Source organism: Agromyces sp. NPDC055661 (genome assembly GCF_053618135.1).
The window spans coordinates 1,704,689-1,725,919 of the sequence record NZ_JBSHHC010000001.1 but is presented as its reverse complement, the minus strand read 5'-3'; the positions used below and the strand labels follow the sequence as shown (position 1 = coordinate 1,725,919).

The following is a 21,231-nucleotide window of genomic DNA, read 5'->3' as shown; positions in this document are numbered from 1 at the left end:
CACGAGGTATCCGCACGGGTATCCACCCTGTGGACAACATGTGGAGAACTCGGGCGTCGCGGCATCCGTGGGCGCACGAAAGGGGCGGATGCCGCAGCATCCGCCCGCTCGGGTCGTGTGGAAGCCGGCTAGCGCCAGCGCGTCGTCATGAGGAAGCCGACGAAGGCGATGCCGAAGCCGATGAGGATGTTCCAGGAGCCGAGGTCGGCGATGGGCAGCCGGCCCTGGCTCACGTAGAAGACGATGATCCAGGCGAGTCCGAGCAGCATGAAGCCGAACATCACGGGCTTGAACCAGACCGGGTTCGGCGCCTCTTCGCCGCTCGCCTGCTCCGCGCGCGCGGGCTTCGATGATTTCGTACGTGCCATGCGGGCGATTCTATCCGAGCCGGATGCGTACTCCCAGTCGAGGGGCTCCCAGCCGGGAATAGAATCGCTCCCATGTCCGTTTCGCAGCCCGAATCCGGTGCTGCGCAGGGCGCTCCGGGGCCCGCTCGTGCGCATCGCCGCACCGGCGTCGTCGGCGTGATCGGGGAGCTGCTCCTCACGGCGGGCGTGCTCGTGCTGTTGTTCCTCGGCTGGCAGCTGTGGTGGAACGACGCGATCATGGCGGGGCAGCAGTCGACCGCGGCATCCGATCTCAGCGCCCGGTGGCTCGAGGAGGGCCGGGCCGCCCGAGGCGACGCCGAGGTGCCCGCGCCGGCCGACTACGGCGAACCCGTCGTCGACACGGCCGACCACGAGAACGGCGAGGCGATCGCCGTCATGTACGTGCCGCGTTTCGGGGCGGACTCGCAGCGGAACATCGCCGAGGGCACCGGACTCGACGTGCTGAACAGCACCGAGCTCGGAGTCGGCCACTATCCCGGCACGCAGATGCCGGGCGAGGTCGGCAACTTCGCGATCGCCTCGCACCGCAGCGCCTACGGCGGCGGGATGCACGAGATCGAGCAGCTGCAGCTCGGCGACGCCATCTACATCCAGACGCGCGACGGCTGGTACACGTACCGCTTCCGCGACCTCGAGTACGTCACGCCCGAGACCGTCGAGGTGCTGGCGCCCGTGCCCCACCATCCCGACCTGCAGGCCGCCGACCGCCTCGTCACGCTGACGAGCTGCAACCCGCTGTACTCGACGGCGGAGCGCATCGTCGCCTACGGCGTGCTCGAGTCGTGGCAGCCGACGGCGGCCGGTCCGCCCGCCGAGATCGCCGACGTCGTCGCGACCTGGGAGGCCTGACATGTACGCTGCTCTGTGGCGGATCCTGCCCGGCCCGGCCTGGGTTCGGATCATCCTGCTCCTGCTGCTCCTCGCAGCGGTGGTCTTCGCCCTCTTCACCTGGGTGTTCCCCTGGGTGGACGGCATCATCAACCCGATCGAAGTCACGGTGGACTCATGACCCGCGTTCTCGTCATCGACAACTACGACAGCTTCGTCTACACGCTCAACGGCTACCTCCAGGAGCTCGGCGCGGAGACCGAGGTGATCCGCAACGACGACATCGAGGTCGCCGACGTGCCCGCGCGCCTCGCGGAGTACGACGCCGTGCTCATCTCGCCCGGACCCGGCAAGCCCGGCGATGCCGGCGTCTCGATCCCCGTCGTCGAGGCGGCGCTCGCGTCGGGGCAGCCGCTGCTCGGCGTGTGCCTCGGGCACCAGGCGATCGCCGAGGCGTTCGGCGCCACGGTCACGAACGCCGAGGAGCTCATGCACGGCAAGACGTCGCGGATCACGCACAACGACAGCGACTTCTACGACGGCGTGCCGCAGCCGTTCACGGCGACGCGGTACCACTCGCTCGCCGTGGTCGACGGCACCGTGCCCTCGGAGCTCGTGGTGACGAGTCGCACCCAGGGCGGCGTCATCATGGGGCTGCGCCACGAATCGGCGCCGATCTTCGGCGTGCAGTTCCACCCCGAGTCCGTACTCACCGAGGGCGGCTACCGGATGCTCGGCAACTGGCTCGCCGTGGCCGGGCTGCCCGAGGCGCGCGAGAGGGCTCTGCACCTGAATCCGCTGGTGCGGGCGGACTGAGGGTCAGCCCGCGCAGTAGGTCAGCTGGACCTCGGAACGCTGCGGAACGTCGCCCGGCGGCAGCGACTGCTGCGTGACCGGAGATCCGGGCTGCGAGTCGCACGACGGGTCGGGCTTCGGCACCGGCGTCAGCTGCAGGTTCTCGGCCGACAGGTACGACGAGGCGGCGGCCAGCGTCTGGCCGGTCAGGTCGGTCAGCGTGACCAGCCCGCTCGAGATGCGGAAGTCGACCGGCGACCCGGCCTCGGCCGAGGTTCCGGCCTCGGGCGTGGTCGCCGTGACCGTGTCGGCGGGCACGGTCGGGGAGTTCTCCCGCGTCTCGGTGCCCGGCACGAGCCCGGCCGCCTGCACGTCGGCCTTCGCCTGCTCGAGCGTCTTGTTGCGCACGTCGGGCACGGTCACGGGTTCTCGACCGGATGAGACGTACACGGTGACCGCGGTGCCGTTGTCGACGATCTCACCCTCGGGCGGATCGGTGCGGATCACCGCGCCGGCGGCCACGGTGTCGTTCGTCTCGTCGATGCGAGTGGCGGGCAGCCCGAGCTCCTGGAGCTGCGAGACCGCGTCCTCGTAGGTGACGCCGGCCAGCGCCGGGATCTCGCGCGCGTTCGACGGCAGGTCGTCGGTGGGCTGCAGGTTGAACGCCCAGTACATGACCGCGATGACGATGACGACGACGCCGATGATGCCCGACCAGATCCAGATGGCCGGAGGACGCCGCTGCGTGCGCGACATCGTCTCGTCCTCCGTGAGCTGGCGCAGCGCGAGCTCGGAGCTGGACAGCGAGCTCGTGGGCGCGCCGAACAGCAGCGTGGCCTCATCGGGCTGGCGGTGCACGGGCACGCGACCGGATGCCGCGGTGTCGACGTCGGCCCGGAACTCGGCAGCGGTCTGGTACCGCTCGTCGCGGTTCTTCGTGAGGGCGTGCAGCACCACGGCGTCGAGTGCGGGGGAGACCTTGGGGTTGATGATGCTCGGCTTCACCGGGCGCTCGCTCACGTGCTGGTACGCGACCGCGACCGGGGTGTCGCCGCGGAACGGCGGCCGGCCGGTGAGCATCTCGAACAGCACGACGCCGGTCGAGTAGAGATCGGTGCGCGCGTCGACGGTCTCGCCCTTTGCCTGCTCGGGCGAGAAGTACGACGCGGTGCCGAGGATCGCGGTGGTCTGCGCCACGGTCGTCGACGAGTCGGACACCGCGCGGGCGATGCCGAAGTCCATCACCTTCACCTGACCGGTGGTGGTGATCATGATGTTGCCGGGTTTGATGTCGCGGTGCACGACGCCGGCCCGGTGCGAGTACTCCAATGCGGTGAGCACGCCGTCGATCACGCGCACGGCGGCGACCGGCTCGAGCGGGCCGTCGTGGATGATGTCCTTGAGCAGGCGGCCCTCGACGAACTCCATCACGATGAACGGCAGTTGCACCTCGTGCCCGGCGGAGTCGACGACGGTCTCCTCGCCGGCATCGAAGACGCGGACGATCGTGGGATGCGCCATGCGCGCCGCGGACTGCGCCTCCTGCCGGAACCGCATGCGGAACGCCGGGTCGGTCGCGAGCTGCGGCTTCAGGAGCTTGATCGCGACCTTGCGGCCGAGCCGCGTGTCGGAGCCGACGTGGACGTCGGACATTCCGCCGCGACCGATGAGCGCGCCCACGCGATACCGCCCCGCGAGCACTCGTCCCTCATCGGTCACCCTGCAGCTCCGTCCTTCGTCGTCCTGATCGTCTCGGTCAGTTCTCGATGTCCACCGTCAGGGCAGGCGAGAAGGGCGAGTCGAGCTGGCCGCAGAAGTAGCGGAACGTGACGTCGAACGAACCACCGGGCGTGTCGTTCACGTTGACCTGGGCGCTCGTCGTTCCCGGTCCGAACACGGGGTTGTTCGGCACGGACGCGTCGCCCGTCACCGCGACCTCGTAGCCGCTCAGGGTCTGGCCCGCCGGGCAGCTCTGCGCCGTCCAGTTGACCGTGATCTGGCCGACGTTCGACTTGACCGGGTTCGTGTTCGTGGTGGGCGGCGACGTGGGCGCGCTCGGGGCCACGGGGTCGGTGAGGTACGTGAGCGTGATCGTCGTGCCGGGCTGCACCGGGCCGCTCGGGTTGACCTCGGACACCGTGTTGGCGAGTCCGGGCTCGCTCGCGGCCGCGCCGGCCTCGCGCACGACGGGCAGGCCGAGCCCCTCGATCTGCGCGGCCGCCTCGTCGACGTTCATGCCGATGTAGGCGTTGCGGTCGATCTGGATCGTCTGCGGCGCCTCGGTGGTGGGCGGCGGGGTCTGCGTCGTCGGCGGGGCGCTCGTCGACGTGGGCCGCCCGGTCGTCGACGCCGGAGGCTTGTCGTTCCCCTGGTTCATCGCCAGGGCGATGAGCGTGCCGATGAGCACGATCGCCAGGATCGCGATGAGCACGATGAGCGGCCAGGTCCAGGGGCTGCGCTTCTTGGGCGCAGTCTCCTCCTCGACCACCTGCTCGTCGCTGATGCCGGCCGCACCCGCGCCCGCCGCGGGCAGCACGGTCGTGGCCGCCGTGGCACCGGCGGCGGCGGGCATGAGCATGGTCGCCGCCGTCGCGCCGGCGGCGCCGAGCACCGCGGGGACTGCTGCGGCCGCGCCCTGCACATCGCCCCGGCGCAGCGCCTGCGCGGCACGTGCGAGGTGCGCTGCCGACTGCGGACGGTCGGCCGGGTTCTTCGCGATGCACGCGTAGACGAGGTTGCGCACCGGCTCGGACACCGTGACCGGCAGGTCGGGCGGCGTCTCGTTGATCTGCGCCATCGCGATGGCGACCTGCGACTCGCCCGTGAACGGACGGCGCCCGGCGAGGGCCTCGTAGGCGACGATGCCGAGCGAGTAGATGTCGGTCGTGGGCGACGCGGGGTGACCCGACGCCTGCTCGGGCGAGAGGTACTGGACCGTGCCCATGACCTGGCCGGTCGCGGTGAGCGGCACCTGGTCGGCGATGCGCGCGATGCCGAAGTCGGTGATCTTCACGCGCCCGTCGGGCGTGATGAGCAGGTTGCCCGGCTTGATGTCGCGGTGCACGAGGCCGGCCGCGTGGGCGGCCTGGAGCGCGGCGGCGGTCTGCGCGACGATGTCGAGGACCTTGTCGGTGGAGAGCACATGCTCGCGCTCGAGGATCGTCGAGAGGGCCTCGCCGGGGACGAGCTCCATCACGAGGTAGGCGCTGCCCTCCTCCTCGCCGTAGTCGAAGACGTTGGCGATGCCCTCGTGGTTGACGAGCGCGGCGTGACGGGCCTCGGCGCGGAACCGCTCGAGGAAGCCGGGGTCGCCGAGGTACTCGTCCTTCAGGATCTTGATCGCGACCTGACGCCCGATGACGAGGTCGGTGGCCTGCCACACCTCGCCCATGCCGCCGATGGCGATCCGGGACTGCAGTTCGTAGCGCCCTCCGAAGGTGAGCCCTGCGCTCGGTCTCATTTGTTCAGCACCGCCTCTAGTACCTGCTTTGCGACGGGTGCGGCGATGAGATTGCCGTACCCCTCCTGACCAAGTCCCCCGCCATCCTCCACGAGTACCGTGATCGCATACTGAGGGTTGTCGGCTGGGGCAAAACCTGTGAACCAGAGAGTGTAGGGGTCACTCTCTCCGTTCTCCGCTGTACCGGTCTTACCGGCCACGCTGACGCCGTCTATTCTTGCATTACTCGCGGCCCCGTTCTCGACGCCGTTCACCATCATCTGCACCATGGTGTTCGCCGTCTCCTCGCTGATCGCACGGCCGAATTCCGAGGGCTCGAACTCCTGCAGCGGGGTGAAGTCGGGGGCCGTGATGGCGTCGACGAGGTTGGGGTTCATCACGATGCCGCCATTGGCGATCGCCGCCGAGACCATCGCCATCTGCATCGGCGTCGCCCGCACGTCGCCCTGGCCGAACGCGGTCAGCGCGGTCTGCGGCTCGTCGAGCACGCGCGGGTAGGTGCTCACCTCGGTGAGGGTCGGGATGTCGAACTCGGAGTTGAAGCCGAACTTCTCGGCCTGGTCGCGGATCGCGGCGTCGCCGAGCTCCATGCCGAGCTCCGCCATCGGGATGTTGCACGAGAGGCGCAGCGCGTCGGCCAGCGTGACCTCGGCGCCGGAGCCGCAGGTCCCGCCGCCCGAGTTCCGCACCACGGCGTCGGTGCCGGGCAGCGTGAGGGTCGCCGGGTTCGGGAACGTCGACTCGGGCGTGTAGCGACCGGACTCGAGGGCCGCGGCGGTGACGACGAGCTTGAACGTCGATCCGGGCGGGTTCATGTCGCCGCCGGTCGCGCGGTTGAACAGGGGGTCGCTCGGGTCGGCGAGCAGGCCGTCGTACGTCGCCTGCACCTGCTCGCTGTCGTGCACCGCGAGGGCGTTGGGGTCGAAGGTCGGCTTCGTCACCATGGCGAGGATGCGTCCGGTGGACGGCTCGGTGAGGATCACCGCGCCCGTGTAGTCGCCGAGCGCGTCCCACGCGGCCTGCTGCGCCACCGGGTCGATGGCGACCTCGACGGACGCGCCCATCGGGTCCTGCCCGGAGATGATGCGGTTGAGCGAGTCGAAGAACTGGCTCGAGCTCTGCCCGCTGAGGTAGTCGTTGAGCGAGCGCTCGAGGCCGGTCGCCTCGCCGTTGACGGGGATGTACCCGGTCACGGGAGCGTAGAGCGGCCCGTTCGAGTACACGCGCTGGAACTTGTAGACGTCGTCGGACGGCTGGGAGTACGCGATCGGATCGCCGCCCACGAGGATCGGGCCGCGCTCCACGGAGTAGCTCTCGTAGAGCGTGCGCGAGTTCCGGGGGTCGGCCGCGAGCGTCTCAGCCTGCGCGTACTGGATGATCGTCGACGAGACGAACAGGGTGAGGAACATGAGCAGCACGACGATCGTGACGCGCTTGAGTTCGCGGTTCATCCGTCGATCACCAGCCTCGGATGGTTGCGGACCGTATCGGACAACCTCAGCAGCAGCGCGACGATGATCCAGTTCGCCACGAGCGACGAACCGCCCGCGGCCAGGAAGGGCGTGGTCAGGCCGGTGAGCGGGATGACGCGGGTCACGCCGCCGACGACGATGAAGACCTGCAGCGCGATGACGAACGCGAGCCCGACGCCGAGCAGCTTGCCGAAGTCGTCCTGGCCGGCGAAGCCGATGCGGAACCCGCGCGCCACGAGCAGCACGTAGAGCGCGAGGATCGCGAAGATGCCCGCGAGCCCGAGCTCCTCGCCGAGGCTCGCGATGATGTAGTCGCTCTGCGGGACGGGCGTGATGTCGGGTCGGCCCTGTCCCCATCCGGTGCCGATGAGGCCGCCGTTCGCGAGCCCGAAGAGGCCCTGGACGAGCTGGTAGCTGCCGCCGAACTCCTGGTCGAACCGATCGGGGCTGAACGGGTCGAGCCAGTTCGCGAAGCGGTTGCTGACGTAGTCGAGGGTCTGGCTCGCGACGAGCGCGCCGCCGATGAACAGCGTGAGTCCGAGCACGACCCACGACAGGCGGCTCGTGGCGACGTACAGCATTACGAGGAACAGCCCGAAGTAGAGGAGGGCGGTGCCGAGGTCGCGCTGGAACACGATGACCGCCATCGACAGCGCCCACACCACGAGCAGCGGGCCGAGGTCGCGGGCGCGCGGGAACTGCATGCCGAGGAACTTCGTGCCGACCATCGAGAGCGAGTCGCGGTTCCGCACGAGGTAGCCGGCGAAGAACACCGCCAGCGCGATCTTCGCGATCTCACCGGGCTGGAAGGTCGCGAAGTCGCCGACGCCGATCCACACCCGCGCGCCGCTCACCTCGCGGCCGATGCCCGGCACGAGCGGCAGCAGGAGCAGCACGATGGCGATGAGGCCCGAGAGGTAGGTGTAGCGGAACAGCACGCGGTGGTTGCGGATCAGCAGGATCGTCGCGATGGCGGCGACGATCGCGATGGCGCTCCACACGATCTGGCGCACCGAGGCGCTCTCCCAGCCGCTCTCGCCGTTGGCGATGTCGATCCGATAGATCATCGCGATGCCGAGCCCGTTGAGCACGGTGGCGATCGGCAGCAGGAACGGATCGGCGTCGCGGGCCACGAACCGCATCGCGATGTGCAGGCCGAACACCAGCGCCGAGAGGCCGGCGCCGAGGAGCACGAGCTGCGTGTCGATGCGGCCCATCGCGCCGAGCTGCACGAGCACGATCGCGGCCGAGTTGATGATGCACGCGACGATGAGGAGCCAGAGCTCCATGTTCCGCAGCTTCTGCGGCAGTCGGATGCGACGCACCGAAGCCGTGGGCGGCCCGCCGGAGCGGGGCGCCTCGGCCGTGCGACCTGCGGCGTCAGTCAACGGAGTCCTCCAGTCGCTGCACGATGCGGTAGGCCTCCGAGAACGAGCTCGCGCTGATGGTCTGCTCCACGCGCTGCTGGTCGTAGGTGCGCAGGTCGGCCACATCGATGGTGGTCTCGGTGTGCAGCTCGTGCAGCGAGATCGGGCCGAGGTCCTGCTGGATGCCCTGGTAGATGGCCACCCGGCCGTTGGACTCGCCGACGTAGTAGCGCGTCTGCGTCCACTGGTAGCCGAGCACGAACGTCGTCACGATCGCCGCGACGAGCAGCACGATCCAGAAGCCCCACATCCAGCGGCGCCGACGCCGGCGACGGGCGTCCTCCTCGATCAGCTCGTCGAAGTAGTCCTGCGAGTCGGGCTCGAAGTGCGTCTCCTGCACCGGGTGGGGCCGCAGGGTGGGCAGGCGGATGCCGCGGCCGCGCACCGGCTCCGCCGCCGCGCCGAACGCGAGCGGAGCCGCCGCCGACCCGACGACGAGGGCAGGCGTCTCGGGGGCCGGTGGTTCCCCCACGTCGATGACCACCACCGTGACGTTGTCGGGGGCGCCGCCGTCGAGCGAGGCCTTCACGAGCCGGTCGGCGACCTGCTTCGCGCCCGCGTCGGCGGAGAGCACCTCCTGGATCTCGTCGAACGACACGACGCCCGAGAGGCCGTCGGAGCAGAGCATCCAACGGTCGCCCGGGCGCGTGTCGAGCACCATCGAGTCGATCTCGGGCGAGCTCTCGACGTCGCCGAGCACGCGCATGAGCACCGAGCGACGGGGGTGCACCATGGCCTCTTCGGCCGTGATTCGGCCGGCGTCGACGAGGCGCTGCACGAACGTGTGGTCGATCGTGATCTGGCTGAGCTCGCCGGACCGCAGCAGGTAGATGCGGGAGTCGCCGATGTGGGCGATGACGACCCGGTCGTCCTGCAGCAGCAGCGAGCTGACCGTGGTGCCCATGCCGGTGAGCTCGGAGTGCTCGGCGACGGTCTCGGCGAGCTGGCGGTTCGCGGCGACGAGGGCGCCCTCCAGGGCGGCAGCGGCCTCGGGCCCCGTGCCGTAGTCGGCGTCGGCCTCGGCGATGCGGCGCGTCGCGATGGCGCTCGCGATGTCGCCGCCGGCGTGCCCGCCCATGCCGTCGGCGACGAGGAAGAGGCGTCGCCCGGCGTAGCCGGAGTCCTGGTTGTTCGAGCGGATCCGGCCGACGTGCGAGACGGCCGCGCTCGCCTTGACGTTCGCCATGGGCTACCGCCGCAGCTCGAACGTCGTCGCTCCGACCTTGACGGTGGCTCCGAGCGGAATGGGCGTCGGCACGGTCACTCGGGAGCCGTTGAGGAACGTGCCGTTCGTGGAGTCGAGGTCCTGGATCATCCACCGGCCGTTCCACAGCATGAGGCGGGCGTGGTGGGTGGACGTGTAGTCGTCGCGGATGATGATCGCGGAGTCGCTCGATCGGCCGATCGTGATCTCGTCGCGGCCGAGCGGGAACTCCGCTCCGGCCTTCTGGCCGCTCGTGATGACGAGGCGGGTCGCGTTCTCGGTCGAGGCGGTCTCGCCGCCCGGGCCGGAGGCGGGCGCGGCGGGATGCGCCGAGGTGACGGCCGATGGCGAGGCGGGCGCTGCGACGGGGAACGCGGCCGCCGGCGCCGGTGCGGCTGCTGCGGCATCCGGCTGCAGCTTGCGGACGCGCTGGCCGAACAGGTCGCTGCGCAGCGAGTAGACGATCGCGAAGATGAAGACCCAGAGCAGGACGAGGAAACCGAGCTGGAGGACCAGGAGGGTGAGTTCGCTCATTCGCCGGGCCCCCAGAACCCGCCCATGTCGTGGCGCTGCGTGGCGGGGTCGGCGCCACGGCCGGCGGGCGCGGAGGCCTGGGCCAGCACGCGGAAGACGATCCGCGAGCGGCCGATGGTGATCACGGAGTCGGGCTCGAGCACGGCCTCGCGCACGGGCGCGCCGTTGAGCTGGGTGCCGTTCGTCGAGCCGAGGTCGCGCACGCGCGCGCGGGTGCCGTCCCACTGCACCTCGGCGTGGCGGCGCGAGGCGCCGGAGTCGTCGAGCGTGAGGTCGGCGTCGCTGCCACGGCCGATGACCGTGCGGCCCTTCAGGATCGGGTACCGCTTGCCGCCCACGTCGAGCACGGGCGTCCAGGCGACCTGGCCCTTCACGTTGCGCGAGTCGACCTGCACCATGCCCTCGGAGAGGCCGGGGTCGGGCTGGAGGGTGATCGAGATGCCGCCGGCGAACTGGAAGCGCTGGCTCGCGGCGTGCTTCTGCACGAGGTCGGTGAGCTCGTCGATCAGCGCCGGACCGAGGCCCGCCATGCGGTCATGGTCGGTCGGCGCCATGCGCACGGTGAACGTGTTCGGCACGAGCACGCGGTCGCGCGAGACGACCGCCGCCTTCGTGTCGATCTCGCGCTTCAGCGCCGCCGTGATCTCCACGGGCTGCAGCCCCGAGCGGAAGGTCTTCGCGAAGGCGCCGTTCACGGCGCGTTCGAGACCCTTCTCGAAGTTGTCCAGTAGGCCCACAGGTCTCCCGATCCCGTTCGTAGATGGTGTCATGGTAGCCGCAGCGGCTGTGAACCCCCGTCGTCAGTCGATCGCAATCGCCGTTTCCTCCGCGTCGACGTCGAGCGACAGCGTGGGGATCGAGGCGGTGAGCAGCGTGCCGTCCGCGCGACGCGATCCGGTGACGTCGCGCATGGTCGGCGCGCCGTAGAGCCGGGGGCCCTGGCCGTCGAGCGCCACGGTCACCGGGGCATCCGCCGTGACGACCACGTCGACGCCGCGCACCTTGACCCGCACCTCGTCGCCGACCTCGGCGACGAAGGTGATCGACTCGGGCTCGAGCTCGACCCGCACGCGCGTGCCGCGCAGCGTGAGCCGGTAGGTGAGCTTGCGCCAGTCGTCGGGCAGTCGCGGATCGAAGGAGAAGACGCCGTTGTGGTCGCGGAACCCGCCAAAGCCCGACACGAGCGCGGCCCACACGCCGCCGGTCGAGGCGACGTGCACGCCGTCGGCCGCGTTGTGGTGCAGGTCGGCGAGGTCGACGAACAGCGCCGAGCGGAAGTACCGCATGGCGAGCTCGTGATAGCCGACCTCCGCCGCGATGATCGACTGCACGACCGCCGACAGCGTCGAGTCGCCCGTGGTCAGCGGGTCGTAGTACTCGAAGTTCGCGCGCTTCGCCTCGGTCGAGAACCGGTCGCCCTGCAGGTAGAGGGCGAGCACCACGTCGGCCTGCTTCAGCACCTGGAACCGGTAGATGACGAGCGGGTGGTAGTGCAGCAGCAGCGGGCGGCGGTCCTCGGGGGTGTTCTCGAGGTCCCACAGCTCCTTCTGCAGGAACGCGGAGTCCTGCGGGTGGATGCCGAGCTGCTCGTCGAACGGGATGTGCATGTGCGCGGCCGCGCGGCGCCAGCTCGCGACCTCGGCCGGCGTGACCTCGAGGCGCGCGACGAGCTTGTGGTACGCGACCGGGTCGTTCACCTGCAGGTTGTCGACGGCGGATGCCGCGGCGGCGAGGTTCGCACGGGCCATGACGTTCGTGTAGAGGTTGTCGTTCACGACCGTCGTGTACTCGTCGGGACCGGTGACGCCGTGGATGTGGAACACGTCGTCGGCGCCCGTGCGCCAGAACCCGAGGTCCTCCCACATGCGCGCCGTCTCGACGAGGATGTCGATCGCGCCACGGGCGAGGAAGTCGACGTCGCCCGTCGCGGCGACGTACTGGCAGAGCGCGAAGGCGATGTCCGCGTCGATGTGGTACTGCGCGGTGCCGGCCGCGTAGTACGCGCTCGACTCGAGGCCGTTGATGGTGCGCCAGGGGAAGAGGGCCCCGCGCTGGTTGAGCTCGAGCGCACGGCCGCGAGCGGCGTCGAGCATCCGCTGCCGGAATCGCAGGACGTTGCGCGCGACGACGGGGGCCGTGTAGCTGAGGAACGGCAGGACGTAGATCTCGCTGTCCCAGAAGTAGTGGCCGCCGTAGCCCGAGCCCGAGACGCCCTTCGCGGCGACGCCGTCGCCGTCGGTGCGGGCGGTGGCCTGCGCGAGCTGGAACAGGTTCCACCGAATGGCCTGCTGGAGCGACGGGTGGCCCTCGATCTCGACGTCCGAGCGGGCCCAGTAGTCGTCGAGCCAGGCGTGCTGCTGGTCGAAGATCTCGGCGACCCCGAGCTCCGCCGCGCGGTCGAGCGTGCGGTCGGCGCGGTCGACGAGCTCGCGCGCCGGCACGGTGCGGGCCGTGTGGTAGCTGATCGCCTTGGTGATGCGGATCGGCTGGCCCTGCTTCGCGTGCACCCGGTAGATGTGCTTGGCGAGGTCGTCGCCGATGGTGCCCGACTCGGTGAACTCGTTCTCGGTCTCGATCGAGTGCTCGGCGCCGATCGCCAGGGTCATGCCCGAGTTCGTGCACTGGTAGCCGAGCATGTAGCGCGAGCCCTCCGCACGCTTCACGCGGGGCTGGAGCACGCGCTCGGTGAATTGCTCCGCCTTGCGGGGGTCGAAGGCGCCCTGCGGCTCCTGCACGCCCGAGCGGTACTCGTCGCGTCCGTCCTGGCGGTTCAGGATCTGGCTCGAGATGGTCACCGCGGCATCCGCGTCGAGCAGCTCGACCTCGTAGTCGATGAGCGCGAGGTGCCGGTCGGTGAACGACACCATGCGCCGGCTCGTGATGAGCACGCGCTTGCCCGACGGCGTGCGCCACTCGATCGAGCGGGAGAGCGAGCCCAGGCGGAAGTCGAGCCGACGCTCGTAGGCGAGGATCTCGGCCACCGTGATGACGAGCGGCTCGTCGTCGACGTAGAGGCGGATGACCTTCGCGTCGGGCGCGTTCACGATCGTCTGGCCCACGCGGGCGAAGCCGAACGCCTCCTCGGCATGGCGGATGGGCCACGTCTCGTGGAAGCCGTTCACGAACGTGCCGTGCATGTGGCCGTCGCGTCCCTCCTCGACGTTGCCGCGCAGGCCGAGGTAGCCGTTGCCCACGGCGAACAGCGTCTCGGTGCGGCCCATGTCATCGACGCCGAACTCGGTCTCGGTGAGCGCCCACTCGTCGATGGGGAACCGGCTGCGGTTCAGCGGGTCGTGGTCGGCGAACCTCATGCAGGTTCCTCTCGGGTGCTGGGGGTGGGGGAGGGGGCGTTCGTGGCCGCGTCGGGCGATGCGGTGCCGGAGGCCGCGGCCGCTCGTTCGACGGCGGGGATGAGCTCGTCGAGCTCGTCGACGATCACGTCGGCGCCGAGCTCTCGGAGGGCCTCGCGGCCGACGCCGCGATCGACCCCGATGACGATACCGAATTCCCCGGCCGCACCGGCTTTCACGCCGGATTCCGCATCCTCGACGACGGCGCACTCGGCGGTGTCGAGGCCGAGCAACTCGGCGGCGCGCTCGAACGTGTCGGGCTCGGGCTTGCCGGGCAGGCCGTCGCGTGCGGCCACGGCGCCGTCGACGACGATCTCGAACCGGTCGGCGAGGCCGGCCGCGGCGAGCACCGAGGGCGCGTTCTTGGAGCTCGAGACCACGGCGACCTTCGCGCCCGCGCGCGTGACCGCGTCGAGGAATGCGACGCTCGCCGGATAGGGCTCGACGCCCTCCTCGGCGAGGGTGGCGTTGAAGGCGTCGTTCTTGCGGTTGCCGAGGCCGTGCACGGTTTCGGCGGTCGCGGCATCCGTCACCTCGCCCTCGTCGACGACGATGCCCCGGCTCGCGAGCAGCGACCGGACCCCGTCGTAGCGGGGCTTGCCGTCGATGTAGGCGAAGTAGTCGTCGTCGGAGTAGGGCTTCGCGCCATGCGTCTCGAGGAAGGGCGTGAACAGCCGCGACCACGCGTGCATGTGCACGACCGCGGTGGGCGTGAGCACCCCGTCGAGGTCGAACAGGTAGCCGCGGATGCCGCTGAGGTCGGCCGCCTCGGGGGCGATGGGGGAATGGGTCACGGGGGCGATCCTTTCGTCTCGTCGCGTCGTGGGGGAACGTCTCGTCGCTTCGGTCGGTGCGGGCGCCAGAACCTCTGTCGATGCTAGGGCCGCATCGAGGGTCAGCGCGAGGCCCTGGTGCCACGTTGCCGGGGTGGTTGCGGGTCGGGATCGGGTCTGGGAGCATGGCCGCCCCTCGGTGGGGGCGGCAGCTTCTGCAGGAACTTCCGCTGGGCGGGCGGCGGGCCGGGTCTCCTCAGCCGGCGTGTCGGGCGGTTCTTCCTGCATTCGGGAGGGTGCTGCCGGGGCGGCGGCGCCGAATGGCGATCGCCGCGACGAGATGTTAGTCTCGGTTGGCTGGTTCGCACCTGTGTGCGTCGCAGCATGCGCAAGTGGCGGAATAGGCAGACGCGCACGGTTCAGGTCCGTGTGCCCGAAAGGGCGTGGGGGTTCAACTCCCCCCTTGCGCACCGAGGAACGGCCCGGGTCATCGACCCGGGCCGTTTTCCGTGACTCGGTGGCGGAGCCGCGGTGGCCGATACCCGCCGACTAGGCTGCGGGCATGCACCGGGTCCTCCGCTCGTTCGTCCTCCCGGGGCTCGGAGCGATCGCCGTCCTGGCCGGCGCAGGTCGTGTCGCACGGCTCGTCGGCGGCGATGATCCCGTCGAGGACCGGCCGGTGCGCGCCCTGCAGGCGGCGTTGGGCCACGGACCCGACGACGACGGCGCGCCGACCGATGCGCCGCCCGATGCGCCCGAGCCACGTGAGGTGCTCGATCGCGTCACCGCTCCACTCTCCTGGTACTCGGGGGTGCCGCAGACGATCGCGAACGGGGCGATCTGGTGCGGAGTGGCGTGGTGGCTCACACGCGATCGGCGCTCCGCCGCCGCCCCCGGTGCAGCACTCGCGCTCGAGACGGCCTGCTTCGTCGGCTCAGCGGCCCTCGTCGGCCGGCCGCGACCCCTGGGCGTCTGGCGGCCGGAGCATCCGCACGCGACGTCGTCGTTCCCGTCGGGGCACACGGCGGCTGCGGTCGCGCTGCATACGACGCTCGCCGACCTGCTCGACCGCCACGGCGTCCGGGGCAGCCGGGTCCTCGGGCCGCTGCTGCGCTACGGGATCCCGGGTGGCGTCGCGCTCTCGCGGATCTACCGCGGCCAGCACCACATCTCCGACGCAGTGGCGGGCGTGCTGCTCGGGCGCTGGAGTGCCGGAGTGGTCAGGCGGGAGTTGCTGTCGTCGTAGGCGGCGGGCGGGCGGCGGGACCCGGCGCCCGCTGCGCCACTTCGCCGTGGGCTGCGCCAGTCGAACGGGCGCACCTGGCGTCGAAGTGGCGCAGAGCCGCCGGGGAGATGTGTCAGGCGGCGGCATCCGCAGCGTCGGGGATCTCGTCGATCGAGGTGTAGACCGGGATGCCGCGCTCCCGCGCGATCGCGACGTCGAGGTCGGCGCCGCGGGAGTCGCCAGGCAGGCGCAGCACGCCGTCGCAGTGCTGGAGCAGGCGATGCGCCGTGGGGTAGAGCACCTCCTCTGCGAGGGGATCGCCGATGCCCTCGGCGCCCGCGCTCGAGAGCACGGGAAGCGCGACCCATTCGCCGATCATCGGGACGTGGCCCTTGCGGAAGATCGGCCACGCCGCCTCCTCGAGCCGGCGGAGGTTGCGGTCGAGGAGGACGGGGTCGTCGCCCGTGCCCGAACGATAGGGGCCGGCGATGAGGATGAGCTTGGGATTGGGTTCCATGCTTCGACACCATAGTATGGAAAAACGCGTAAGAACAAGGAGAAACGTGTGCTGACCGCGCAACGACGGGACCTGCTGCTCGAACGCCTCCGACGCGACGGGCGGCTCGTCGCGCGCGAGATCGCGGGTGAACTCGGCGTCACCGAGGACATGATCCGCCGCGACCTGCGCGAGCTCGCGTCCGCCGGGCTCATGCAGCGCGTCTACGGCGGCGCGCTCCCGGTGTCGCCCGCGGTGGCCGACTACGCCGCGCGCACCGCGGTCGCGCCCGAGGGCAAGCGTCGCGTGGCGGCATCCGCTGCCGCCCTCGTCGAACCCGGATCGGTCGTCGCCCTCGACGGCGGGACGACCGCGCTCGCCGTGGTCGACGCGCTGCCGCGCGACCTGCGTGCGACGATCGTGACGCACAGCCCGACGATCGCGGTCGCGCTCGCCGAACACCGCGACATCGACGTCGAGATCATCGGGGGGCGGCTGTTCCGGCACTCGATGATCGCGTCGGGCGCGACCGCGCTCGACGCCGTCGGTCGCCTGCGGGTCGACGTGTTCCTGCTCGGCGTGACCGGCGTGCACGCCGAGGCGGGACTCACGACGGGCGACCGCGAGGAGGCGACGCTGAAGCGCTCGATCGCAGCGCGTGCAGGCGACACCTACGTGTTGGCGAGCTCGGAGAAGATCGGCGCGGCATCCGCCTTCGAGGTGCTGCCGATGGCGGCCGTGAGCGGCGTCGTGACCGACGCCGACGACGGGCCGGCGATGTCGGCGCTCGCCGCGGCCGGCGTGCAGCTCATCCGCGCGTGACCTCGCCGGGTTCCGCGGATGCCGCGACGGCCGCCTCGAGCGCCGAGAGCCGTCGCGCCGGCGAGCCCGAGACCTCCACGACGGTCGTGTGCTCGCCGATGAGGCCGGTGTCGTCGGCGAGCTCGAGCAGCACGTCGTTCATCGCCTCGCGGAGCGCGGGGTCCTCGGACCCGTCGACCTCGATGCGGTCGGGGCCGGACTCGAGGGGGAGCACGACGAGCAGGTCGACGTGGCGCATGCCCGCCGCCGCCAGCGGCTCGGCGCGTGCGGTGAGGTCGGCCGACCGGCCGCCACGGCCGAGCTCGTCGAGCGCCATGAGATAGGCGAGGAAGTCGAGCGGCGACCGTTCGGCGATCACTCGCGCACCCTCGGGCTGCTCGGCCGAACTCCGCACCGAGAGCTGCAGTTGGCGGAGGAAGCTGCCGGCATCAGGCGCCTCGAGGTCCTCGTCGAGCCACTCGTACGGCTCGGCCTCGTGCTCGTACTCGGGATGGGCCGCCAGGAAGTCGGCGATGAGCGTGCTCTTGCCGCTCGCGTGCGTGCCCGCGACCGCGATGCGCATCAGATGAGCGGCGCGTGCGTGGTCGACGCGATGAGCGCGTCGCGGCGGCGACGGGCCTCGGTGGCCTCTGTGGCGAGGCGGATCGCCTCGAGATGCTGCGCGCGACGGCGCAGGGCGTGTGCTCGACCCCAGGCCTCGAGCGCGCGGCCGGCGCGGATGGCGGCGGCGGCGATCCCCGTGGCGGGGGAGGCGGGTCGGGTCAGGGTCGCGCTCATGACTGTTCCTCCGTTGGTGCGTCGTCTTCGGTTCGTGCGTCGTCTTCGGTGACCGCCCCCCGCACGAGCGGGAATGCGTTGAGGTGCAGCTGCACCGGGCGCGCGCCGGGTGAGGGGTTGCCGCGGAAGCGGTCGATGTAGCCCTGCACCACGACCTCGACGTCGCGCGCGAGCGCGCGCAGCTCGTCGGCCGTGAGGCGGAGGTTCACCGTGTCGCTCGTCGCGGCGTCGATCCACTCGCGGCCGAACGCGCCCTCGCCTTCGGCGAGGAACTCGTGGTAGTTCTGCTGGCGTCCGCGCTCCCACTCGTTGGTGATGAGCTGGGTCGCGAGGCGCTCGGCGCTGCCCGGTGCGAAGACGCGGGCATCGGGAGTGGCGATGCCGCCGGGCCGGCGCTCCCACCAGCGCTCGCGCGCGGTGCCGCGGCCCTTCACCTCGCGCACGAGGTCGTGCTTCTCGAGCTGGCGGAGGTGGTAGCTGGTGGCGCCGCTCGACTCGCCCAGCCGATCGGCGAGGCCGGTCGCGGTGAGCGGCCCGTAGGCCGAGAGCTCGTCGAGGATGCGGATGCGGAGCGGGTGCGCCAGCGCCCGCAGGGCCGCCGCATCGAGGACCGCCTCGTGCAGCTTCGGGGTCTCATCGTGCTCGCTCATGATGCAAAGATACCGCTGCAAAGAAATATTTGCAAGCGTTTCTTTGGAAGCTTGGGATGCATCGCGAGGCCCGTCGTCGCGGCATCCGCAACCCTCTGCTGCTCGACCGCGGCCCGCCGTAGCGTGGTGACGGAGAGTGAGGAGAGACCATGCCCACCTACCGCGTCGGCTACTTCGTCGGGAGCCTGTCGTCGACCTCGATCAACCGCGTGCTGTCGAAGGCGCTCATCCGCGTGGCGCCGTCGGACCTCGAGTTCACCGAGATCCCGATCGGGCGCCTGCCCCTCTACAGCCAGGACTACGACGACGACTACCCGCCCGAGGCCATGGACCTGAAGGCGGCGATCGGGCGGTCGGACGCCGTGCTGTTCGTCACGCCCGAGTACAACCGGTCGATCCCTGGCGCCCTGAAGAACGCCATCGACTGGGCCTCACGTCCATGGGGCCAGAACTCGTTCGACCACATCCCGGCGGCCGTCATCGGGGCATCCGTCGGCTCGATCGGAACGGCCGTCGCGCAGCAGAGCCTGCGCGCGGTGCTGAGCTTCTGCAACGCGCGGCAGATGACCGCGCCCGAGGCCTACATCCAGTTCTCACCCGAGGTGTTCACCGACGACGGCGGCATCACGAAGGAGAGCACCGAGGCGTTCCTGACCGAGTTCATGCGGGAGTTCCGCGTGCACATCGAGCGCGTGCTGACGGTGCTGCCCAGGCAGTGAGGCGACGCCGCGCGGGGTCGTCGGTCGCGCGGGCTCAGAGCAGCACGACGATGCCGGCGATCGCGGATGCCGCGGCGAGCACGAGCGCGATCACGATGAGCACGACGTGCACGGTGTAGAAGCGGGTGCGGCGGCCGTCGGCATCGCGGGCGCGCGGGTCGCTCGCGATGCGCGGGTAGAAGCGCGGCCACGCGATCACGTTGAAGAGGGCATTGGCGAACAGCAGGACGGCGGCGAGCACGGGAGCGGACACCCTGCGATCGTAGGCGCTGCGTCGATGTGCGAAGCCCGGGAGGCCGCCGCACGCGACCGAGGGGGAGAATGGCCGACATGATCGACGCGTTCCCCGCACTCACCGAGATGCCGTCGCCGCAGTACGTGATGTGCACCGAAGGACGCCGGATCGCGACCTACCTCTGGGGCGAGGAGGACGCGCCGACCGTGCTCGCCGTGCACGGGTTCGCGTCGAGCTGCCGCGACAACTGGGTGAGCACGGGATGGGTGCGCGACCTGACGCGCGCGGGCTTCCGCGTGCTCGGCGTCGACCAGCGCGGACACGGTGCGAGCGACAAGCCGCACGACCCCGCGGAGTACACGATGGACGCCCTCGTCGGCGACCTCGTCACGGTGCTCGACACGTACCTGCTCGACACCGTGCTCTACGCCGGCTACTCGCTCGGCGCCCGGGTGGGCTGGCAGGTCGCCGTGCAGGTGCCGCACCACGTCGAGCGCGCGGTGCTCGGCGGCATCCCCGACGGTCGTCCGCTCGCGCGCCTGCAGATCGACCAGGCCCGCGCCTACGCCGAGCACGGCACCCCGGTCGACGACAAGGTCACCCAGAACTACGTGACGCTCGCCGAGCGGGTGGCGGGCAACGACCTCCTGGCGCTCATCGCACTCGCCGAGGGGATGCGGCTCGGGGACGCCGACCCCGACCCGTCGAACCCGCCGGCCCAGGACATCCTGTTCGCCACGGGCTCCGAGGACGCGATCCTCGAGCGGTCGCGCGCGCTCGCCGCGGCCACGCCGAACGGCACATTCGTCGAGCTCCCCGACCGGCACCACTTCAACGCGCCAGGGTCGCGCGTGTTCCGCGAGGCCGCGATCGAGTTCTTCAGCGGGAACGGCTGAATCACGTCGCGACGCCTGGCTTCGCCCGGTCGGTCAGCTCCGCGATGAGCACGATGATCACGAGCACGCCGACGGCGCAGAGGATCACGAGGCCGGATTCGAGCACGAGCGAGGCGAGCGCCAGCGCGAGGGTCAGCACCAGCGCCGGCACCGCCCACCGCAGCACCGCGCCGAGCGGACGTCCGAAGCGCAGCGAGATGATCGCGTTCGTCGCGTAGAAGATGGCGATGCCACCGCAGAGCGAGATGGCGGATGCCGCGGGCAGCAGCGCGCCCGGATCGTGGATCGCGCTCACGAGCGCGCCCGAGATCGCGGTGACGCCGACCACGATGAGGAACGGCAGGAAGCCGACGGTGTCGCGGATCGCCCGGTAGTCGCCCGCCTCCCGCAGGTGTTCGAGCCCCGAGCGCATCGCGTCCGTGCCGTACATGAAGAAGGACCACGCGAGCAGCGAGATGACGCCCAGACCGAGGAGGGCGGTGAGTCCCGAGGCGACGGTGAACGCGTCGTCGAGTGCCGTGACGCTCGAGAGCACCGACTCGCCGAGCACGATGACGACGAGCAGCCCGAAGCGCTCCGAGAGGTGTTCCACGTTCATGTTGGGGAGCACGCGGTCGGCCCAGCTCTGGCTGCTCGTGACGAGGAGGGTCACCTCGATGACGATGACGAGCCCCCAGAGCACGAAGTTCCACGGGCTCGGCACCCAGATCGACACCAGCCAGATCAGCGCGGTCACGCCGTTGTAGACGAGCAGGCGGATCCGCGACGCCGTGCCGGCGCCCCACGACTGCGAGATCCAGAGCCCGAGCAGCACGAACCGCAGCGCCGCGTTGCCGGCGGCGAAGAGCCAGGCCCGGTCACCGGTCGCCTCGGGCGCCGCCACCGCGATCGCCCCGACGGCGAACATCGCCGCGAGCATCACGACGGCGAGCTGCTTGCGCGTGAGCCACGGCATCACGTTCACCGTGAACGTCAGGTTCACCCACGACCACCACACCGACGCGAACAGTGCCGTGAACAGCAGCAGCGTCTCGAGGCTCGGATGCTCGTGGAGTCCGAGCGCGAGCTGGCCGACGAGCGCGACGAAGATGAGGTCGAAGAACAGCTCCATCCAGTGCGCGCGCGACGGATCGCGATCGACGGCCCCCTCGAACCGTGCTGCCTCGCTGGTCACGTGGT

General features: G+C 70.7%; 23 protein-coding genes and 1 tRNA gene. 8 read left to right on the top strand and 16 right to left on the bottom strand.

The window, feature by feature from the left end:
* Positions 1-128: 128 nt before the first annotated feature.
* Positions 129-368, bottom strand: coding sequence for a cell division protein CrgA (locus ACWGO8_RS07850; RefSeq protein WP_148733012.1), 240 nt, complete (start codon positions 366-368; stop codon positions 129-131).
* 72 nt (positions 369-440) lie between these two features.
* Between ACWGO8_RS07850 and ACWGO8_RS07845 the strand changes: the two genes are divergently transcribed.
* Genes ACWGO8_RS07845 through ACWGO8_RS07835 form a run of 3 tightly spaced genes read left to right on the top strand, consistent with a single transcriptional unit; the run spans position 441 to position 2,033 of the window.
* Positions 441-1,238, top strand: a complete 798-nt coding sequence (locus tag ACWGO8_RS07845; RefSeq protein ID WP_452042529.1) for a class E sortase — start codon at positions 441-443, stop codon at positions 1,236-1,238.
* A gap of 1 nt (position 1,239) precedes the next feature.
* Complete coding sequence (locus tag ACWGO8_RS07840) at positions 1,240-1,398, top strand: hypothetical protein (protein WP_376952919.1); 159 nt, start codon at positions 1,240-1,242, stop codon at positions 1,396-1,398.
* Complete coding sequence (locus ACWGO8_RS07835; RefSeq protein ID WP_452042528.1) at positions 1,395-2,033, top strand: anthranilate synthase component II; 639 nt, start codon at positions 1,395-1,397, stop codon at positions 2,031-2,033. The genes ACWGO8_RS07840 and ACWGO8_RS07835 overlap by 4 nt, the downstream gene beginning before the upstream one ends.
* A gap of 3 nt (positions 2,034-2,036) precedes the next feature.
* On the opposite strand, the gene pknB is transcribed toward ACWGO8_RS07835, so the two are convergent.
* From pknB to ACWGO8_RS07790, 9 genes are all read right to left on the bottom strand, one after another.
* Positions 2,037-3,731 carry a Stk1 family PASTA domain-containing Ser/Thr kinase gene (gene pknB / locus ACWGO8_RS07830; RefSeq protein ID WP_452042527.1) on the bottom strand — a complete coding sequence of 565 codons (1,695 nt, stop codon included), beginning with the start codon at positions 3,729-3,731 and terminating at the stop codon, positions 2,037-2,039.
* A 37-nt stretch (positions 3,732-3,768) separates the two neighbouring features.
* Positions 3,769-5,472: a protein kinase domain-containing protein gene (locus tag ACWGO8_RS07825; protein ID WP_452042526.1), complete on the bottom strand. Its 1,704-nt coding sequence runs from the start codon at positions 5,470-5,472 to the stop codon at positions 3,769-3,771.
* On the bottom strand, positions 5,469-6,923 hold the full coding sequence (locus ACWGO8_RS07820) for a peptidoglycan D,D-transpeptidase FtsI family protein (RefSeq protein ID WP_452042525.1): 1,455 nt from the start codon (positions 6,921-6,923) through the stop codon (positions 5,469-5,471). Before ACWGO8_RS07820 ends, ACWGO8_RS07825 begins: the two co-directional genes overlap by 4 nt.
* A complete protein-coding gene (locus ACWGO8_RS07815) occupies positions 6,920-8,332 on the bottom strand; it encodes an FtsW/RodA/SpoVE family cell cycle protein (protein WP_452042524.1) in 1,413 nt (470 codons plus the stop codon). Before ACWGO8_RS07815 ends, ACWGO8_RS07820 begins: the two co-directional genes overlap by 4 nt.
* A complete protein-coding gene (locus ACWGO8_RS07810) occupies positions 8,325-9,557 on the bottom strand; it encodes a PP2C family protein-serine/threonine phosphatase (RefSeq protein WP_452042523.1) in 1,233 nt (410 codons plus the stop codon). Before ACWGO8_RS07810 ends, ACWGO8_RS07815 begins: the two co-directional genes overlap by 8 nt.
* A 3-nt stretch (positions 9,558-9,560) precedes the next feature.
* The gene (locus tag ACWGO8_RS07805) at positions 9,561-10,109 is read right to left on the bottom strand and encodes an FHA domain-containing protein FhaB/FipA (RefSeq protein WP_452042522.1); all 549 of its coding nucleotides are present in this window, start codon (positions 10,107-10,109) and stop codon (positions 9,561-9,563) included.
* Entirely contained in the window at positions 10,106-10,846 is a 741-nt protein-coding gene (locus tag ACWGO8_RS07800) for an FhaA domain-containing protein (RefSeq protein WP_376952911.1), read from the bottom strand. Before ACWGO8_RS07800 ends, ACWGO8_RS07805 begins: the two co-directional genes overlap by 4 nt.
* 63 nt (positions 10,847-10,909) lie before the next feature.
* Entirely contained in the window at positions 10,910-13,420 is a 2,511-nt protein-coding gene (locus ACWGO8_RS07795; protein WP_452042521.1) for a glycoside hydrolase family 65 protein, read from the bottom strand.
* Positions 13,417-14,253: an HAD family hydrolase gene (locus ACWGO8_RS07790; RefSeq protein WP_452042520.1), complete on the bottom strand. Its 837-nt coding sequence runs from the start codon at positions 14,251-14,253 to the stop codon at positions 13,417-13,419. Before ACWGO8_RS07790 ends, ACWGO8_RS07795 begins: the two co-directional genes overlap by 4 nt.
* A 365-nt stretch (positions 14,254-14,618) precedes the next feature.
* Between ACWGO8_RS07790 and ACWGO8_RS07785 the strand changes: the two genes are divergently transcribed.
* Positions 14,619-14,702: transfer RNA gene (locus ACWGO8_RS07785), tRNA-Leu, on the top strand.
* A 92-nt stretch (positions 14,703-14,794) separates the two neighbouring features.
* On the top strand, positions 14,795-15,478 hold the full coding sequence (locus ACWGO8_RS07780) for a phosphatase PAP2 family protein (protein WP_452042519.1): 684 nt from the start codon (positions 14,795-14,797) through the stop codon (positions 15,476-15,478).
* A 112-nt stretch (positions 15,479-15,590) separates the two neighbouring features.
* Here the strand turns inward: ACWGO8_RS07780 and ACWGO8_RS07775 are convergent, their stop codons facing one another.
* Positions 15,591-15,974, bottom strand: coding sequence for a DUF4406 domain-containing protein (locus tag ACWGO8_RS07775; RefSeq protein ID WP_452042518.1), 384 nt, complete (start codon positions 15,972-15,974; stop codon positions 15,591-15,593).
* A gap of 48 nt (positions 15,975-16,022) precedes the next feature.
* Here ACWGO8_RS07775 and ACWGO8_RS07770 point away from each other — a divergent pair, with 48 nt between their 5' ends.
* Positions 16,023-16,775, top strand: coding sequence for a DeoR/GlpR family DNA-binding transcription regulator (locus ACWGO8_RS07770; RefSeq protein WP_452042517.1), 753 nt, complete (start codon positions 16,023-16,025; stop codon positions 16,773-16,775).
* On the opposite strand, the gene ACWGO8_RS07765 is transcribed toward ACWGO8_RS07770, so the two are convergent.
* The 3 genes from ACWGO8_RS07765 to ACWGO8_RS07755 are packed head-to-tail and all read right to left on the bottom strand — an operon-like array spanning position 16,762 to position 18,202.
* Positions 16,762-17,337, bottom strand: coding sequence for an AAA family ATPase (locus ACWGO8_RS07765; RefSeq protein WP_452042516.1), 576 nt, complete (start codon positions 17,335-17,337; stop codon positions 16,762-16,764). The two genes, ACWGO8_RS07770 and ACWGO8_RS07765, sit on opposite strands and share 14 nt — an antisense overlap.
* Positions 17,337-17,552 carry a hypothetical protein gene (locus tag ACWGO8_RS07760; protein WP_452042515.1) on the bottom strand — a complete coding sequence of 72 codons (216 nt, stop codon included), beginning with the start codon at positions 17,550-17,552 and terminating at the stop codon, positions 17,337-17,339. Before ACWGO8_RS07760 ends, ACWGO8_RS07765 begins: the two co-directional genes overlap by 1 nt.
* A complete protein-coding gene (locus tag ACWGO8_RS07755; RefSeq protein ID WP_452042514.1) occupies positions 17,549-18,202 on the bottom strand; it encodes a helix-turn-helix domain-containing protein in 654 nt (217 codons plus the stop codon). The genes ACWGO8_RS07760 and ACWGO8_RS07755 overlap by 4 nt, the downstream gene beginning before the upstream one ends.
* A gap of 149 nt (positions 18,203-18,351) precedes the next feature.
* On the opposite strand from ACWGO8_RS07755, the gene ACWGO8_RS07750 reads away from it, so the two are divergent.
* Entirely contained in the window at positions 18,352-18,921 is a 570-nt protein-coding gene (locus ACWGO8_RS07750; protein WP_452042513.1) for an NADPH-dependent FMN reductase, read from the top strand.
* Between the two features lie 34 nt (positions 18,922-18,955).
* On the opposite strand, the gene ACWGO8_RS07745 is transcribed toward ACWGO8_RS07750, so the two are convergent.
* Positions 18,956-19,174 carry an SCO4848 family membrane protein gene (locus tag ACWGO8_RS07745; protein WP_452042512.1) on the bottom strand — a complete coding sequence of 73 codons (219 nt, stop codon included), beginning with the start codon at positions 19,172-19,174 and terminating at the stop codon, positions 18,956-18,958.
* Between the two features lie 77 nt (positions 19,175-19,251).
* On the opposite strand from ACWGO8_RS07745, the gene ACWGO8_RS07740 reads away from it, so the two are divergent.
* On the top strand, positions 19,252-20,052 hold the full coding sequence (locus tag ACWGO8_RS07740) for an alpha/beta fold hydrolase (RefSeq protein ID WP_452042511.1): 801 nt from the start codon (positions 19,252-19,254) through the stop codon (positions 20,050-20,052).
* Position 20,053: 1 nt separating this feature from the next.
* On the opposite strand, the gene ACWGO8_RS07735 is transcribed toward ACWGO8_RS07740, so the two are convergent.
* Positions 20,054-21,226, bottom strand: a complete 1,173-nt coding sequence (locus ACWGO8_RS07735; RefSeq protein WP_452042510.1) for a low temperature requirement protein A — start codon at positions 21,224-21,226, stop codon at positions 20,054-20,056.
* Positions 21,227-21,231: the final 5 nt, after the last annotated feature.